Source organism: Roseibium sp. RP-7 (genome assembly GCF_053005225.1).
Genome location: NZ_JBRKQA010000001.1, coordinates 1,697,089 through 1,714,633, shown reverse-complemented (window position 1 = coordinate 1,714,633; position 17,545 = coordinate 1,697,089). Strand labels below are relative to the sequence as shown.

Sequence of the window (17,545 nt, the reverse complement as noted above, 5' to 3'; positions counted from 1 at the left end):
CTGGACAAAAACAGACGATTTGATTCAAATGGAAGTGATTCGGGGCACCCCCGACGCGGCGGTTTTTGAGGCACACTTCCTATGGCGAGAGCATTAGCTGGCGACGCATCTGCGCGGCGCGGCGAGAAGGAGTCTGAGTGGGAGACAGACGCAGGCACAAAACGCCTGCCTCTGCGCACCCTCCTCGGTGCTCTGGCCGAAAGCCTGGCCCGCTCCGATAGCCTGATGCGACGCCTCATTCCCGGCCTCGCCATCATCTTCATCGTCATACTCGCCCTGTTCCGCACCGGCGACCTTGTCAGCGATTACACCCGGACCCAGGAAAACGCCCAGGTTACGCTCAGCCTGATGGCAACTGTCGTCGCCAGCGGCCTGATGTCGTCGGAAAATGATCTGCCTGAAACGGGCTACCGGACGACGTTGAAACGCATCCTTGCCGACAGTCTGCCCACAGGGGCGACCAGCAAGGGCCGCATTTATCTCGTTGCGGACCAATCCGGCACCATCGTTGCCTCGGCACCGCTCCAGCCATCGCTTGAAAGCCGGCCGATCAGCGACCTCCTTGGCCCGTCACAACCACTCATGGTGTTTGGCGCCCGTGCCGGCGTGATGCCGGTTGCCACCAACCTTGGCACAGGCCGGGGCCAAGAACAGGTTCTTGCAACGGTTCATCACCTCGACGGCCGCCTCGGAATGGTGGCGGTGCTGCAGCCGGAAAACGAAATCTTCAGCCAGTGGCGGGATGACCTTTCGGCAAATGTGACGCTCTTCGTCGGAACTTCGCTGGTGCTGCTTGCGGTCATCTACGGCTTCTTCAGCCAGGCAACCCGCGCGGAAGCGGCCGACGACATGTATGCGGCAACCCGTGCCCGCATCGACACCGCCCTCACCCACGGCCGCTGCGGACTGTTCGACTGGGATCTGTCGCGCGGCAGAATGTTCTGGTCCTCTTCGCTGTACGAGCTGCTCGGACGCGAACCCAAGGACGATATTCTCAGCTTTGCCGATGTCGCAGACATCACCCATCCCGATGACATCGACCTTCTGGGCCTTGCCGAGCACCTGCTGGAAAGCGGTGAAACTCTGGTCGACGAGACCTTCCGCATGCGCCACGCCGACGGAAGCTGGATCTGGCTTCGCGCCCGTGGTGAAATCCAGTCGGAACCCGGCCGTGCCGAGCCGCACCTGATCGGTATCTGCATCGACATTACCGAGCAGCACGAGCTTGCCGAACAGAGCCGTATGGCAGATCTTCGCCTACGTGATGCGATCGAGACAATCTCGGAAGCTTTCGTTCTGTGGAATGCCCGAAACGAGCTTGTGATCTGCAATTCCAACTATCAGTCGCTGCACAGCCTGCCGAACGCCGTAATCAAGCCTGGCACACCCTACAAGGACGTGATGGCAGCTGCCTCCAATGCCGAAGTAGCACCGCAACCGGTCACTCTTCGCCAGCGTGGCGGCGCTCCTGATGGTTCGTACGAAGCGCAACTGGAAGACGGTCGCTGGCTGCAGATTTCCGAGCGGCGCACCAAGGACGGCGGTTTCGTGTCTGTCGGGACCGACATTACCCCGCTCAAGAAACACGAAGAAAAACTGATCGACTCCGAAAAGCGGTTGAGGGCAACCGTTTCCGATCTCCAGAAGTCCCGCCAGACCCTTGAGGTTCAGGCCCGGCAGCTGGTGGAAATGGCAGAGAAGTACCAGGAAGAGAAAACCCGGGCGGAAGCTGCCAACAAGGCCAAGTCCGAATTCCTGGCCAATATTTCTCATGAACTGAGAACGCCGCTCAACGCCATCATCGGCTTCTCCGACATCATGACGCAGGAAATGTTCGGCCCCGTCGGCACCGACAGGTATTCCGACTACTGCAAGGATATCTATTCATCCGGCACTTACCTGCTGAACGTGATCAACGACATCCTCGACATGTCCAAGATCGAAGCCGGTCGCATGAGTATCGAGACCGAAACGGTCAATGCATCGGAATCGGCCGAAGATGCCAGCCGGATCGTCACGGGAGCTGCAACCGAGAAGAACATCACCGTCACCACCGATGTCGTTGAAAACGTCTCGGTGCACGCAGACAAGCGGGCGCTCAAACAGATCCTGCTGAACCTGCTGGCCAATGCGGTGAAGTTCACGCCGGACAATGGCACCGTCACGCTCAGGGCGCGGCCACGCGGAGACAAGCTGCATTTCGAAGTGATCGACACAGGCATCGGAATTTCGGAGCGCGATATAGAACGCCTCGCTCAACCCTTCGTGCAGGTGGAAAACCAGTTCACCAAGACCCACCAGGGCTCGGGCCTCGGACTAGCCATCGCCCGCTCGCTGGTTGAACTTCATGGCGGAGCGCTGGTAATCAAGTCGGAAGTCAAGAAAGGCACCACTGTCAGCTTCACCTTGCCGCTTGCCGACAAGGAAGCCGCCTGAAGGGCTTTACCCTCCAGGCGAGCCAGGTTGTCCGTAGCCCTAAAGCACAGCAGATCAGTCGTTGTCGCTTGTTGTTGCCAGCTCGCTCAGGATGTCGAGCGATCGGGTCCACAGCAATGCGCCGCCTTCCTCCGGAAAAAACCGGCGGCTTGCATTGGGCAATCTGCCTGCGAGTGAAAGACCGAAGTCCGGTGAATGAACCGGGCTGCCATCCTTGCCGCCGTACCAGAGCGAGACCGGGCAGTTGATCATGCCAAGGTCGATACACCAGGGCTTGAGCGCTGCGAGCGTATCAAGGACGTATCCTTTCGGTCCCTGCCTGAAACCTTCCCGAAGGGCGTGCCTGTAGGCTGCGGCGAAAGGTTCGACGCCATATACCGACCGGTCTTCCGGTGAGCTCATCGACAGTACCAGGTCGTAGAAGCCATCCGGCTCGGCGAAGCCTTCAAGCATGGCAGAAAACCCTGCGGGGTCTTCCTGTGCATGCCGTGTCATATCCCTCACCTGATCCGGCAAACCATCAGCGAATTCCGGACGGTAGAGTTCATCCTGACCGGAGACGATCGCCAGGGAGCTTGCAGTCCCCGACGCTGCAGCGGCGAAAGCGAAGGGCGCTCCTTGCGAAAAGGCGACCACTGGGATTTTGACAAGGCCAAGGTTCGCAACAAGTTCGCCAACGTCACGCGCGGCACTTGCCAGTGACTTGTCAGGATCGGGCGATGAAGCGCCGAGGCCCGGCCTGTCCGGTGCAATCAGTCGAAGGTTTAGCTTTTCGAGATGTTCCAGGCCAAAGCCGAGTGTGCCGGCCATGCCGGCGCCTGTCAGAAACAGAACCGGAGTGCCTGTCACCGGACCCCATTCAGACCAGGCAAACACACGGTTGCCGGCCAGCACAATACGGTCGCTCCGGTCCGGACGACAGACCGTTTCGTCGAATGAATAAGTCATAAGGTTTCTCAGAGTATGGGAAAGGGTTCGCTCAAGAGAGCGCGAATGATTTGAAATCGGCCGCCGGTGCGGTCCTTCCCTATCCCAATGGAAACAGCTTGGCAATCGGGGTCAAGTGTTGACCGTTTCAACCTCGCCAATCAGCCGCACAAACGTCTCACGCACCTTCACCTGAAGGTCTGCGAGCTCTGCTTCCAACCGGGTGAAGGTCGGACTGCCGGAGGCCTGAACCAGGAGATCCAGTACCCCGCGAGGTGCTTCTGCCGGCACGAATTTGCCGGAAAGAGCCAGCCGCAACACCTGGGTCAGTCGGTGGTAAAGCCTGAGAGCTTCCAACAACAGCCCGGCATCGCCCAGGGTCAGAAAGCCGGCGTCGCGGGCCAGTTCCAAAGCCTGCTCCGTGCTTTGCGCCAGGATTTCCGGGTTTTCCTGAGCATGTGCAAGCTGCAGAAACTGGGCAAGAAACTCGATATCGACCAGACCGCCGGCCACCTGTTTCAGATCCCAGACATCCCTGGTGCCTTTTTCCTTCTCGATCCGGGCACGCATGGTGCGGACATCGTCGGCCAGCTTCGTCAGATCACGCGTCTGCACCAACGTGCCGCAGATGCTGTCGACGATCTTCTGTTTGAACTCAGGCGTCGTGGACGCAATCACACGTCCGCGCGTCAAAGCCATATGCTCCCAGGTCCAGGCCTCTTTCTGCTGGTAGGCTATGAAGCCGTCCAGATTGGTCGCGAGCGGGCCTGCATTGCCGGACGGACGAAGCCGGAAATCAACCTCGTAAAGCGAGCCTTCGGCCGTCGGTGCGCTGAGGGCCGTGACCAGCCGCTGGGTCAGACGGGTGTAATACTGGGTGATTGCCAAAGGCCGCTTTCCATCAGACTGCTTGACGTCTTCCGGAGCTTCGTAAAGCAGGATCAGGTCCAGATCGGAGGCTGCCGTCATTTCGCGCCCCCCAAGCTTGCCCATGGCCAGGACCGCGATATTGCCCCCCGGCACCGTGCCGTTGCTTTCGCCGACATGCACGATCACCTGCTTCAGGATCCGGTCGACGACAACTTCGGCCAGCCGTGCCAGTGCAAACCCTACCCGGTCGGCGGACAAGGTATCTGAAATCATCCGCAAGCCGATCAGGAACTGCTGCTCCTGGGTAAATATCCGCGCCCTGTCCAGTGCTTCCTCATAAAAGCGGGCCTGAGACAGGGTTCTGTCGAGCCCGGCGCGGAACTCCTCGACGCTCGGCATGGCGCCGAAAAACGCCGGATCGAGGACTGCATCCAACACATGAACCCGCTTGGAGACCGTTTCGGCCATGCGTGGCGCAGCGCCCATGGTGGTTGCCAGCAACGTCAGGAGCTGTGGATTGGACCGCAGCAGCGAGAACAGCTGCACGCCCGCCGGCAGCTTGGCCAGAAAGTTGTCGAACGCCCGCAGGGCAGCGTCCGCATTGTCCGTCGCCGCCAGCGCACTGAGAAGCGCAGGATGCATTTCGGTCAGCCGCTCGCGCGCCTTGGTCGAACGGGTGCACGGATAGCGGCCGAAATGCCAGGACTTGACGATCGCGGCAGCTTCCGCAGGCTGCTTGAAACCAAGACCGGCAAGCGTCTCCAGGGTCCCGGGATCGTGATCATCGCCGGTAAAGACCAGATTGCCCAGCTCGGACGACAGTGCCGGTTCATCTTCGAACAGTTCGGCATAGTGGTGCTGAACCGTTCGCAAGTGGTCGAGCAGTGCCGTTTCAAAGGCTGCAAGCGTGTCGTAGCCCATCAGCGCGGAAACCCGCTTCATGCCGTCTTCATCCTTCGGCAGAAGCTGGGTCTGCTCGTCGTTCAGCATCTGGATGCGATGCTCGACATTGCGCAGGAACCGGTAGGCGGCGGCCATTTCGTCGCGTGTCTTGCCCTTGATCCAGTCTGCATCCACCAGAGCGTCCAGCATGTCGAGTGTGCGACGTCCGCGAAGGGCCGGGTTGCGGCCACCCGCGATCAGCTGCTGGGTCTGGACGAAGAACTCCACTTCGCGGATGCCGCCACGGCCGAGCTTGACGTTATGTCCGGCAACCGCAATGGCCCCGTGGCCCTTGTGCATATGGATCTGGCGCTTGATCGACTGCACGTCTGCAATGGCCGCAAAGTCCAGGTACTTGCGCCAGATGAACGGCACGATTTCATGCAGGAAGGATTCGCCGGCGGGAATGTCGCCCGCGCAGGGCCGCGCCTTGATCAGCGCCGCCCGTTCCCAGTTCTGCCCCAGGGATTCGTAATAGACCAGCGCAGCGGGCACCGACATGGCAAGCGGGGTCGCACCGGGATCGGGGCGCAGGCGAAGATCCGTACGGAAGACGTAACCGTCCGCGGTCCGGTCCTGCATGATCTTGACCAGGCGCCGCGTCAGCCGAACGAATTCCACCGGAGCTTCCGCTGTTCCCGCCATGGGTGCCTTGGCCGGGTCGTAAAGAACGATCAGATCGATATCGGACGAATAGTTCAGCTCGTTTGCACCGTGCTTGCCCATGGCAAGGACGATGAGGCCGCTATCGACTTCCGGCTTCTCCAGGTCATGCGGTGCAAACTTGTTCAGACGGACCAGATCGCCGAGGCAGAACCTGATTGCCGCTGTCAGCGCGGCGTCGGCAAACCCGGCCAGGGCACCGGTAACGCGGTTCAGACCGATCGCACCGGAGATATCGGCGAGGCCGAGCGTCAAGGCGAGGTCGTGTTTGAAGTGGCGCAAGGTCCGCATGATACCGGCCTCGTCCTCCGCCCGCGCTTCACGGGCGGCAGACAGCAGGTTTTCAAGTCGGCTTTCCGGCGCTTCCTGCAGCAAGCGAAGGAGACGCGGTGGATCGGCGAGCATCAGATCGCGCAGATAGGGCGAGTTTCCAATAACCCCGATCAGGAAACCTTCCAGGTCCGGTTTTTCGTGCAGAAGAGCATTGAGGGCCTCACCGGCTTCGGCATGAGCCAGAAGATCTTTCAGGAACAGGGCTGCATGATCGGGATCCGGTGCCGTTGGGACCACCGCGATCCGGTCGGCCAGAACGCCCGCGCCACCGTCCTGGTCAGTTCCCGTCTCCCGTTTGCCCGGCTGTGCCGCCTTGTTCATGCCCGCTCCTGCTGCTGTCCGGTTTCACCGGCTTGAGATCGATCCGGGCGCTCAGCCCCGGGTTCTCATTCATGAAGCGCAAGTCTCCGCCATGCAAGCGGGCAACCGCCTTGACAAGACTCAATCCAAGGCCTGTTCCAGGTTCGGAACGGCTTTCCTCCAACCGAACGAAACGTTCCTTCACCCGGTCCTGGTCCTTTTCCGGAATGCCGGGACCATTGTCGGTGACGCTGAGGACGATGCGGCCGTCCTCCTCCCGCCCGCCAAGGCGAATAAGCAGGTCGCCAGTTTCAGGACGACCGTATTTCAGTGCATTCTCAATGAGATTCACCAGTACCTGGCTGATGAGGTCGCGATTACAGTCTGCCTTCAGCCTTTCGGGCAAATCGGCTTCAAGCTTGCCGCCCTCATCTTCAACCAACGGCTCGTAAAGTTCGGCAACTTCGGCAACCAGCTTGTTGAGATCGGTCGGCTCCATGACGGAGGCCGGTGCCATGGATTCAACACGCGCAATACGCAGCAGCGCGTTGAATATCCGCAGGAGCTGGTCGGATTCCTCCAGCGTCGCTTCCAGGGCGCCGCGGTAGCCCTCCTCCCCCTTGGCTTCCCGCAAGGCATTTTCGATCCGGGTCTGCAGGCGCGTCAGAGGTGTCTTCAGGTCATGGGCGATGTTGTCTGTCACATCCTTCATCGACTGCATCAGCAGTTCGATCCGGTCGAGCATCGTGTTGAGATTGATCGCCAGGCGATCGAATTCGTCGTCATTGCCCGCAACGGGCAGACGGCCGGAGAGCTCGCCCTGCATGATCGTGCGGCTGGTGGCGGAAATCTCGTCGATGCGCTTCATCACCCTGCGGCTGACAAACAGCCAGGTGATCGCGGCCATGACCACCACGACGACCAGCCACAGGCGCAAGGCGTTGGCCAGAAGGTTGGAGAACCGGAGCTGGTCGCCCAGGTCACGCCCAACCAGCAAACGGAAGCCGCCGCGAAGCTCAAACGTACGCACCATGGCCTGCCGCTCTACGTCCTCTGCATCCTGGCCGAGGCGCGTGTACCGAACCCGGCGCAATCCACCATCGGCCTCTTCGAGTACGGTGGTCGGCAGGCGGGCAATATTCCCGACAAGCGCATTGCCGGCAAAATCGACGAGGAGATAAAGGCTGGCATCCGGGTGGCGGGAGCGCCTGTCGATGGTTTCGACAAGATCGCGAACACCGCCGCGCACATAGACGTCGGCAAGGGTTTTCAGTTCTGAATCGACGGATTGAACCACCTGCTCGGACATCAGGTTATCCGTGTTGTCCGCAATATAGAACAGCAGCACACCGGACATCACCGTGAAGACGGCAATGTAGAGCAGCGACAGCTTGAAGGCCGTGGTTCTGGTAAACCTAGTGAGCCGCGTCACGGATCGTATATCCGGCACCCCGGATGGTGTGCAGAAGTGGTGTATCGAAACCCTTGTCGATCTTGCCGCGCAGACGGGAGATATGAACGTCGATTACGTTGGTCTGCGGATCGAAGTGATATTCCCAGACGTTTTCGAGCAACATCGTACGGGTCACAACCTGGCCGGCGTTCTGCATGAGATATTCCAGAAGGCGGAATTCACGCGGCTGCAGCGGGATTTCCGTTTCGCCGCGGCGGCACGAATGCGCCATCCGGTCCAGCGTCAGGTCGCCGACGGTATAGGTGGTCTCAATCTGGCTGGCTGACTTGGGGCGTCGTGCCAGTGCCTCTATGCGGGCTTGAAGTTCGGTAAAGGCGTAAGGCTTGGGCAGGTAGTCGTCGCCACCGGCCTTCAGGCCCTTGACGCGGTCATCGACCTGACCGAGTGCCGAGAGGATCAGCACCGGTGTGTGATTGCCTTCCCGGCGCAGGTCCTGAATGACCGAAAGGCCGTCCATTTTCGGCAGCATGCGGTCAACGATGAGGATGTCGTAGTCCCTGTCGAGGGCCATATCCAGCCCGGTCCGCCCATCGGCAGCCTGGTCGGCGGTGTGGCCCAGTTCACTCAAACCCTTGACGAGGTAGCTTGCAGCTTCCGGGTCGTCTTCAATGACAAGAATCCTCAACATCTCATCCTTTTAGCTTGAGTTGGCCCTAAAGAAAATGGCTGACGGCGGCGATGGATGTGAGAGTCGCCGCCGCCAGTCAGTCAGGGTTTAGCAGATAAACCCTTGGCAATGACCGGCCCGTCGGGGTTTGGGGGCAGAGGGCAGGCCGGTCTTGCCTCACAGGTCCGGTTCGGGGCAGAACCGGCCCCTGATCAGGCGAGGTTCATGGGCAGGGCCACGAACCGTGTCGTGTTGTTGCTTTCAACCCGGAAGAGAACCGCCTTGCGGCCATCCTTTTCCGCCTTGTCCAGCGCCTTCAGCACATCGGACGGGCTGTTGACCTTCATGCCGGCCACTTCCAGGATCACGTCACCGGTGTTGAGGCGCTTTTCGGCTGCCGGGCTTTCCGGGTCGATTTCGGCAATAACCACGCCGTCACCTTCCAGGCCAGCTTCGGCTTTCGTCGTCAGGACCAGGCCGAGATCATCCAGGCTGGTCTTGCTTTCACCGGCCTCCGGCTGAGCGGCTGCAACCTGTTCCTGATCCTGCAGGCGGCCCAGTGTTACGGTAACGTCCTCTTTCTGGCCGTCACGCCAGACCGTGATGTCCACCTGGCTGTCGGGCTCGTAAGCCGCAATGATCTTGGACAGCTCGCGCGGGCCCTTCACTTCAGTACCGTCCACGGCAAGGATGGTGTCGCCTGAGCGCAGGCCAGCCTTCTGTGCCGGGCTGTTTTCCTGCGCTTCCGCGACGATGGCGCCGCGGGCCTCTTCGAGGCCAAGGCTCTCCGCGATGTCATCCGTGACGTTCTGAATCTGAACGCCCAACCAGCCGCGAACGACGGTTCCGTCGTCCTTCAGCTCCATGATGACATCCTGCGCGGTCGAAGCCGGAATTGCGAAGGCGATACCGACGTTGCCACCGGACGGCGAGAAGATCGCCGCATTCACACCGATGACTTCGCCATGCATGTTGAAGGCCGGACCACCGGAGTTGCCGCGGTTGACCGGAGCATCGATCTGGATGAAGTCGTCATAGGGGCCGGCGCCGATGTCGCGGCCACGTGCCGAGACGATACCCGCCGTGACGGAGCCGCCGAGACCGAACGGGTTACCGATAGCGACAGTCCATTCGCCGACCTGCGGTGCTTCCTTGGCGAAATCGACATAGGTGAACGTTTCGTCGCTTTCGACTTTCAGAAGGGCCAGATCCGTCCGTTTGTCGGCGCCGATGAGCTTGGCATCATATTCCTTGCCGTCACGGTCGATCACGGTGAACTCGGTCCCGTTTTCGATCACGTGATGGTTGGTGACGAGGTAACCGTCATCAGAGATGAAGAAGCCGGAGCCCTGGGAAATGCCATACTGGCGCGGGGCACGGCGCTGATTTTGTTGCTGGTCACCGCCACCCTTGCCACCGAACTCGCGGAAGAAGCGCTGGAACGGATGGCCATCAGGCAGGCCCTTGAAGAAGTCTTCGAAATTGTCGTTGCCGCCACCGAAGTTCATCATGCGCGGCTCTGCGGCCTGCTTGACCTGAACGCTGACAACGGCCGGGCTGACGGCAGTGACGACGTGGGAGAAGTCCAGCGGAGCCGCAGTATCGACACGGACAGCATCAGCCAGAGCCAACTGGCTCGGAACAATGGTCTGTGCCGTCAGAAGTCCGGCTGCGCCGAGCGCGACGACGCCTGCCAGCAGTTTGGCGCGACGGGAGCGCAGGGGAGAAACTGAGCGACTGTTTTGCATGTTGTCTTCCTCTTTCGAGATAAGGTTTGAAAACCATTTCCTGGACTGCTTGCGGGGAAAGCGCTCCAGGTTCGAAAGTGAAAGTAGGTGAACCAGTCTTACAGGCGCCTGTCGGCGGCATTACGGTTTTGTAAGGTTGGAACAAATGGCAGAAAACGTGAGGAAAACCGCCACGACCGGGGCACAAGTGGCTACGGTTTTTTCCGTCCCGAACATTCACAGAACTGAAAACCGAGTGCAGGAAGCAGGAAACAGCCGACCAGCGACCCAGGCAGAGTGTTCTCTGCTTCGCGTTACGACGGATTTGATTCGCCTGTCAGGGGAAGACGACCGGTGTATCGCCCGCCTGCCATCGGTTCCATTTCGGCATCACGGATTGAAACCGGGGAGACACTTCGAAGGCTTCCAGCCAGGCTTTCAGCGACGTCCACTCCTGGCTGTCGAACCAGCTGCGGTCCGAGTTGGCGAACTGACGAACGAAGGGCAGAATCGCAAAGTCGGCCAGCGAGGCGTTGCCGCCGAAAAGCCAGGGCGTAGCGGCGAGACGGCTGTCCAGATGCCAAAGGAACTCCGCAGCACCGGCTTGCTCTGTTTCCCTGTCAGTGTCCGGATATCTCGTATCGTACTTGTAGCGATCCAGATGGCTTTTGAACGGGCCGTCGCAAACGCCGATCAATTCCAGCATGGCATCGAGATCACCTTTTTCCGGCTTCAGCCAGTTTTCCGGGTCGGACCGGTCAAGCGCCCAGAGCATGATGTCGAGGCTTTCATCGATCACCGTTTCACCGGTCTTCAGGCAGGGTACCGTTGCCGAGGGAGACGTTTCCAGAAATTCGGGTGCCTTGTCCCTCAGGACGATTTCCCGCAATTCGACCTGCTCGCCACTTGCGGCGATCGAGAGCCTTGCCCTGATGGCATAGGGGCAGCGGCGGAAAGAATAGAGGATCGGCATCAAGGTTGCGTTCATGCGCGTGGAATGACCCATCGGTGCCGGCAGGTCAACAGTGCCGAAATCACCTTATTGCAACAAAGCACTTGGTGGTTTTCACAGGTTATAAAGGAAATTTGGCGAAACTTATGCCGATAGGGTACGGACATGAGCGACTCGCTTCTTAAGCTTGCCAGGGACAGTTCTTCAGAGAAAAAACACGAGCTTGCCGAGCACGTGACAGGCCTGCTTGTTGCCCGCGCAGACGACCCCGGCTCCGAAGAGACGCATCTTCTGAACAACATGCTCGAGGGCGTCTACGATTCCCTTGCTCACGACGCCAAGCGCAAGATGTCCGAACGTCTTGCAGATGTGCCGTCAATGTCCTCCAAGCTTGCCGCGGCAATGGCCAGCGACGACCTGCCTGTGGCCCAGGCAGTGCTGGAACGCTCCAAGTCGCTTCGCGAGGAAGATCTGCGCAAGATCGCGGAAACCAAGGACCAGGGTTACCTTCTGGCTCTCGCCAAGCGCGACCACGTCAGCAACGATATCAGCAATATCCTGATCAAGCGCGGCAGCAGGGATGTCAAACACGCGCTGGCCGCCAACCTCGGCGCCGAGATCACCATGCCGGTGTTCGAAAGCCTGGTGAAGGACATGCCCAAGCAGCTTGGTGATCGCATCCGGCACTTGCGCAAGTCGAACGAGGAGCTGCTGGAAGATCTGTTCCGTGACGACGGTGAAGTCGCTGCCGGTGCGGAACTGGTGAAAAAGCAATCCAAGATCAGCCCGAAGGCGTGGCTGATGGGCATCCGGCTCGGCAAGACGACCCTGAACAAGGCGGTCTACCAGCTGGCCCAGGAACACAATCTTCTCGATGCAGTCGCCTTGCTCTCGTTCTTCTCCGGCCTCGACATGAAATATGTCCACAATCTCATGGTCCGGTTCGATTCCACCGGCATTGCCACTGTCTGCCGGGCCACCGGTATCGGCGCCATGGAATTCCAGGCCGTGTGCAAGGAACGATGCAAGCATCTGAAGTTTCCCGAAAGCACCGGCAGCAAGTGGCTGACGAACTACCACATGCTCGATGACACCGATGCCCGCCGGCTTCTGGCGCTCATGAAAATCAGGCTGAAAGCAGCCAAACACGAGAAGGCTGCCTGATCGCCACCGGCCCAAGTGCGAAAATCCGTTTCGCGACAGGGCGAAAATTGAGTTTCAAAATCCAAGTCAATTCCGGATTTTTCGCCTAGAACTTGTGCAATTGCATATTTTTCAGGCGACTTCATGCACATCGATCCCAAACCGACCTTCAGAACCGCGTTCGCCCCGGCGTTGCCTTGGCCGCAGCCAACCGAAGCGTTTCTGGCCATGGCAGGCGGCGCTATCGGTATCGGCGCATGCGCCCTGATGGTGTGGTTGATGCACGCATATGGCGGCCTGCCACTGTTTCTGATGGCGCCTCTTGGCGCCTCTGCCGTACTGGTGTTTGCCGTGCCAAACAGCCCGCTTGCACAGCCTTGGTCCGCAATTCTGGGAAACACCTTGTCGGCGGTGTGCGGCGTGGTGGCGCTTGCCTTGCTGCCGTTGGAAACCGCGCCGGTTCTGGCTGTCGCGCTTGCGTTTGCCGCGATGATGCTCGGCCGGGCTCTGCATCCGCCTGGCGGAGCTGTCGCCTTGCTGATTGGCTTGTCGCCTGAGCTTCTGACGGAAACAGGCGCGCTGATGATCGTCTTCAATACAGCCGTGATGACTTGTGTACTGGTGGCGTCCGGCCTGGTGTTTCATCGTTTCTCCGGTCGGAAATATCCGTTCCGGACAAGCCTTTCGCAAAGCGGGCCACCACCTATGCGGCGGCTTGGCCTGACCGAGGAAAATCTGTCGGACCTGCTGTCGAAATTTCACCAGTCGACCAACCTCGGTGCTGTCGATCTTGCCCGGCTTGTGGCCGCTGTCGAGGCAGAGTTGATACAGCCTCCCTTCGAAGGGGTAGCCTGTGCTGATGCGATCGCCCTGGAACACCTTCATGTTGCTCCAGATGCGTCTCTTCAGGAAATCCTCAGCAAACTGCAGCAGTCCGAAACATCCAAAGTCGCAGTCGTGAATGCTGACGGCCATCTTGCCGGTCTCATCAACCAGCGCGACCTCCTACGCGTCCTGAGCAAAGGCTTCGGTGGCGGATCGAACTTCGCCCCTCCCCTCGCTCGCGACCTCCTGCATGCTCCGGTGACGTCTTTCGACGGCACCCTGCCGCTTGGTGATGCCCTGCATGTGATGGTTCGCGATAATCTGGATCATGTTCCGGTATGCCAGGAGGGAGTGTTCGAAGGTTTTCTGACCCGCTCACTCCTGCTTGAGGCCCTGGTCTGGCCCGCAACGGACAGAAAGGCCGCCTGACGCGGTAAAAGCACAGGGACGCGAAGGGAATTTTCCTGAATGAGCCAAGATGACGACCTGCCGGGAGACCCTGTCTGCTACGCCGACATGCTGGTAGGCGGATTTGTCGTTGATCAGGAAACCTTTCGCGATGTCAGCCGGTTCCGCAAATCTGAGCGCAGCCGCCTCTATGAAAAGCGGAAGGGACTGACCAGCACGGAGCGGGCGGCAAAGACCGCTGCGCTGATCGATCAGCTTCGCCCCGTCCTTGAAGCAGTCGACTATCAGAGGATCTCGCTCTACTGGCCAATCCGCGGAGAACCGGACCTTCGCCCCCTGATGACGGAGCTTTGCAACTCGGGCAGGACAGTTCTTTTACCCGTCGTTCTCGAAAAGCAGACACCGCTGGTCTTTCGCCCGTGGCAGCCAGGCTGCAAGATGGTGCGAGGCCTCTGGAACATTCCCGTTCCCGAAGAAGGCTTATCGCAGGTGCCCGAGGTCGTGATCGCCCCCCTGGTTGGTGTCGACGCCCACTTTTACCGCCTCGGCAATGGCGGCGGCTACTACGACCGCACGCTGGCATCGCTGCCGGCCAAACCGCTGACCATCGGGATCGGTTTCGCGTTCTGCAGTCTCAACTCCATCTTTCCAATGCCCTGGGATGTGCCAATGGACAAGGTCGTTCTGGACACCGGGCCTTTGGAAGTTGAACAGGGAAAATGACACTTTCTTCAACCAGTAGTTACCTAATGCAAATCCGTGCAGGGTCTCCCAGAGACTTTATCAAATCAAGTAAACACGCTTGAGGCACGCATAAGCGCGCAAAATGTCAGCCTTATCCTGTAATTAATACGGATGGCGCGATAGATTTATCCTTTTTTTATCCTGCGCTTTAGACAGTTGTAAACTGTCTCTGCGGTAGTCCTGTTGCAAGAAAAACGGACAGCTAAAAGATGCTCAACGACCTTCTCAATCTCGCTCAGGAAAGCACCCCGGAAAAACGCCACCAACTGGTGGAACACGTTACCGAGCTTTTTGTGCGTGGCGCGAACAGCTACCAGACAGAAGAAATCGCCCTGTTCAACACGGTGCTGGAAAGCATGCTTCCCACCATGGAGCCTGAACAGAAGAAAGCGATATCCGAACAGCTGGCGCCGATAGACGACACTTCCAACAAGGTCGCCTATGAGCTTGCCCGAGAAGAGATCGACATCGCCAGGCCGATGCTGACGTCCTCAAACGCTCTGAAGACCGAGGATATCCTGCGGCTGGCCAAGACCATGGGTCAGGGGCACCTGCTGGCGATCTCGAAACGCCAGCATCTTGAGGCCAATGTCACCGATGTCCTGCTGGAACGCGGCGAGAACCCGGTCAAGCAATCTGTTGCGGCCAACTCCGGCGCGGAGTTTTCCGAATGGGGCTCTCGCCTGCTGATCAAGCTGGCGGAAAAGGACGAGAAAATCCGCGACGCCATGATGGAGCGCGCGGACATTACCGAGTCGGACTACGATAAACTGATCAACCAGATGCCTGAGGCTCAGCAGGCGAAGATCCGCCAGCTGCGCAAGGAAAACGAAACCCTGATCCAGGATCTCTTCCACAAGGCCAGCAAGGTTGTTGCCAGCTCGAAGCTGGAACGCAAGGCGACCCGTATCAATGCGAAGGTCACCTTGAAGGAAATTCGGGCCGGGCAACGTTCGCTCAGCAAGGCGATCACGCAGCTGTCGCTGTCCAACAACCTGTTCGACATCTGCTTCCTGCTGGCGGAAATGGCGGGTCTGGAGCAGAAATACGTCACCAATGTCATGGTGCGTTACGATTCCACCGGTGTGGCGGTTCTTTGCCGTGCCATGGGAGTGGAAAATGCGGACTACAATGCGCTGTGCAAGGCCCGGGCGATGCACAACAAGCAGCCGCAGTCGACCGCGGAAAACTGGGCGAACGACTACCAGTCGCTGTCAGACCGTGACGCGCGCCGTCTGCTGTCCTTCATGAAGATCCGTCTGCAGACCCTGGAAGGCCAGGCGGCCTGAGGCCGCCTCTCCGCTTCCCGTCAGATCACGCCTCTGCTTTGCCGGGCGACACATCCCGCGTCACCACCGCAGCGCCCGCTTCCAGGGTGCGATGAACAGGACATTTGTCGGCGATCTCCAGAAGCCGGGTTCGCGTTGCTTCGTCAAGGTTGCCTTCCAGCGTGATCAATCGCTCGAACCGGTCGATCTTGCCGTTCCGCGACTTCACGCTTTCCGAACACTCTTCACAATCGGCCGCGTGCACCTTGCCGTGCAGAACACGTGTGCCGATCCGTTCGATATCCAACCCCTTGCGTTCAGCATACATGCGCAACGTCATGACCGTGCAGGCCCCGAGTGCGGCGGACAGATATCCATAGGGCGACGGGCCGCTGTCGAACCCACCGACATCCTTGGGTTCGTCGGCGATCATCCGGTGTACGCCGCTCGTGACCATGACCTGAAACTTGCCCTGGCCGGTCTCCACCACTTCAACACCATCCTTTGCTTCGTCGCCGGCCTGTTCCGCTACCGGATCGAGATAACGCCCGACCCAACCGGCAATCACACGTGCCGCATAGGCCGCGTCCTGGCTCTTTGAAAGAAGATGGTCGGCCGTATCGAGCGACACGAAGCTCTTGGGATGCTTTGCGGCAACGAAAATGCTGGTGGCATTGTCGATACCGACAACCTCGTCGAGCGGGGCATGCATCACGAGAAGCGCCTTGCCGAGACCAGCGACCTTGTCACGAACCGACTGGGTTTCCAGATCGTCCAGGAACTCCTTGCGAATGGTAAAGTTGCGCCCTTCGAGAGAAACCTCTCCTTCGCCCTGCTTGCGGATCGTCTCTTCCACTCCCTTGAAGCTTCGGATCACATGATCCGCGTCGGAGGGAGCGCCGATCGTCACGACGGCCCGCACTTCGGGAATGTCGGCGGCAACGGACAGAACCGCGGCCCCGCCGAGCGAATGGCCGATCAGGAGCTGTGGAGCCTGATAGTTGCGGCGCAGATAATCTGCTGCCCGCTTCAGGTCTTCGACGTTGGAGGAAAATCCGGTTGAGGCGAAATCGCCGCCACTGCCGCCGAGGCCGGTGAAATCGAACCGGAGCACGGCAATTCCCTCTTGTGAGAGCGCACTGGCAACGTGGCGGGCGGCAGCGATATCCTTGGAGCAGGTAAAGCAGTGCGCGAACAGGGCAAAAGCCCTGATCTTGCCAGACGGCAGATCCAGCCGGGCCGCCAGACTTGCGTCGTGCGCGCCGTCAAACTCCAGTTTCAGCGGATGCTGTCCCATTCTTCTGCCTCCATGCGTTCACTCGGCCACAGGTAAGCACACCTGCCCGTCATGCAAGTCACGCATTGGTGTGAACACAGTGACCGCAGATCTTGAACGGTATGCAGCTGGTGAGGCCGAACACGAACGGCCGGAAGTGTCAGTCGGCCTTGTCCAGCAGCGCCTGCAGCCTACGCTCCTCTTCCGCGGTCAGCTTGGGAGCGGAGACATCGTTGGCAGCAGCGCGATTGCGAGCACGCTTGCGCAGGGCTGCAACAATCGCAATCAGCCCCGCAATGAGGGCAACGGGGCCCGCGGCCCACAGAACGATTGTGTGCCAGGCGAAGCGGGGCTTCAGCAGCACGAATTCGCCATAGCGGGACACAAGGTAATCGATCACCTGCTCGTCACTGTCGCCGGCGACCAGTCGCTCGCGTACCAGGACGCGCAGGTCCTTGGCCAGCGGTGCGTCGCTGTCATCGATGGACTGGTTCTGACAGACCATGCAGCGCAGTCCCGCTGACAGTGCCCGGGCACGGCCTTCCAGTACCGGATCGTCCAGAACTTCGTCGGGCGCAACAGCAAGAGCCGGTGCGGTAAGCAGGCTCACACAGAGCAGCAGGGCAAGGAATAGACGCTGTATCATCCGG

Annotated in this window: 13 protein-coding genes; 5 read left to right on the top strand and 8 right to left on the bottom strand. The window is 59.7% G+C overall.

Annotated features, from left to right (window positions below):
- Nucleotides 1–81 precede the first annotated feature (81 nt).
- Nucleotides 82–2,436, top strand: coding sequence for a PAS domain-containing sensor histidine kinase (locus ACVDG9_RS07775; protein ID WP_075282046.1), 2,355 nt, complete (start codon nt 82–84; stop codon nt 2,434–2,436).
- 54 nt (nt 2,437–2,490) lie between these two features.
- Here the strand turns inward: ACVDG9_RS07775 and ACVDG9_RS07770 are convergent, their stop codons facing one another.
- The 6 genes from ACVDG9_RS07770 to ACVDG9_RS07745 form a co-directional block, all read right to left on the bottom strand.
- Nucleotides 2,491–3,384 carry an alpha/beta fold hydrolase gene (locus ACVDG9_RS07770; protein ID WP_447237676.1) on the bottom strand — a complete coding sequence of 298 codons (894 nt, stop codon included), beginning with the start codon at nt 3,382–3,384 and terminating at the stop codon, nt 2,491–2,493.
- A gap of 111 nt (nt 3,385–3,495) precedes the next feature.
- On the bottom strand, nt 3,496–6,492 hold the full coding sequence (locus tag ACVDG9_RS07765) for a bifunctional [glutamine synthetase] adenylyltransferase/[glutamine synthetase]-adenylyl-L-tyrosine phosphorylase (RefSeq protein WP_447237675.1): 2,997 nt from the start codon (nt 6,490–6,492) through the stop codon (nt 3,496–3,498).
- A complete protein-coding gene (locus tag ACVDG9_RS07760; protein WP_447237674.1) occupies nt 6,449–7,903 on the bottom strand; it encodes a sensor histidine kinase in 1,455 nt (484 codons plus the stop codon). Before ACVDG9_RS07760 ends, ACVDG9_RS07765 begins: the two co-directional genes overlap by 44 nt.
- Nucleotides 7,887–8,573 (bottom strand): response regulator transcription factor, encoded by a 687-nt coding sequence (locus ACVDG9_RS07755; RefSeq protein ID WP_447237673.1) that lies wholly within the window; start codon nt 8,571–8,573, stop codon nt 7,887–7,889. The genes ACVDG9_RS07760 and ACVDG9_RS07755 overlap by 17 nt, the downstream gene beginning before the upstream one ends.
- A 191-nt stretch (nt 8,574–8,764) precedes the next feature.
- The gene (locus ACVDG9_RS07750) at nt 8,765–10,300 is read right to left on the bottom strand and encodes a Do family serine endopeptidase (RefSeq protein ID WP_367020591.1); all 1,536 of its coding nucleotides are present in this window, start codon (nt 10,298–10,300) and stop codon (nt 8,765–8,767) included.
- Nucleotides 10,301–10,616: 316 nt separating this feature from the next.
- Entirely contained in the window at nt 10,617–11,267 is a 651-nt protein-coding gene (locus ACVDG9_RS07745; protein WP_447237672.1) for a glutathione S-transferase, read from the bottom strand.
- 129 nt (nt 11,268–11,396) lie between these two features.
- On the opposite strand from ACVDG9_RS07745, the gene ACVDG9_RS07740 reads away from it, so the two are divergent.
- From ACVDG9_RS07740 to ACVDG9_RS07725, 4 genes are all read left to right on the top strand, one after another.
- Complete coding sequence (locus tag ACVDG9_RS07740; protein ID WP_075282049.1) at nt 11,397–12,395, top strand: DUF2336 domain-containing protein; 999 nt, start codon at nt 11,397–11,399, stop codon at nt 12,393–12,395.
- Between the two features lie 123 nt (nt 12,396–12,518).
- The gene (locus tag ACVDG9_RS07735; RefSeq protein ID WP_447237671.1) at nt 12,519–13,628 is read left to right on the top strand and encodes an HPP family protein; all 1,110 of its coding nucleotides are present in this window, start codon (nt 12,519–12,521) and stop codon (nt 13,626–13,628) included.
- A gap of 39 nt (nt 13,629–13,667) precedes the next feature.
- Nucleotides 13,668–14,330: a 5-formyltetrahydrofolate cyclo-ligase gene (locus tag ACVDG9_RS07730; RefSeq protein WP_447237670.1), complete on the top strand. Its 663-nt coding sequence runs from the start codon at nt 13,668–13,670 to the stop codon at nt 14,328–14,330.
- 230 nt (nt 14,331–14,560) lie between these two features.
- The gene (locus ACVDG9_RS07725) at nt 14,561–15,640 is read left to right on the top strand and encodes a DUF2336 domain-containing protein (protein WP_022997826.1); all 1,080 of its coding nucleotides are present in this window, start codon (nt 14,561–14,563) and stop codon (nt 15,638–15,640) included.
- A gap of 25 nt (nt 15,641–15,665) precedes the next feature.
- Here the strand turns inward: ACVDG9_RS07725 and ACVDG9_RS07720 are convergent, their stop codons facing one another.
- Together ACVDG9_RS07720 and ACVDG9_RS07715 are read right to left on the bottom strand one after the other, a co-directional pair.
- A complete protein-coding gene (locus ACVDG9_RS07720; protein WP_447237669.1) occupies nt 15,666–16,916 on the bottom strand; it encodes a bifunctional alpha/beta hydrolase/OsmC family protein in 1,251 nt (416 codons plus the stop codon).
- Nucleotides 16,917–17,055: 139 nt separating this feature from the next.
- Nucleotides 17,056–17,541: a cytochrome c-type biogenesis protein gene (locus ACVDG9_RS07715; protein WP_447237667.1), complete on the bottom strand. Its 486-nt coding sequence runs from the start codon at nt 17,539–17,541 to the stop codon at nt 17,056–17,058.
- Nucleotides 17,542–17,545 lie beyond the last annotated feature (4 nt).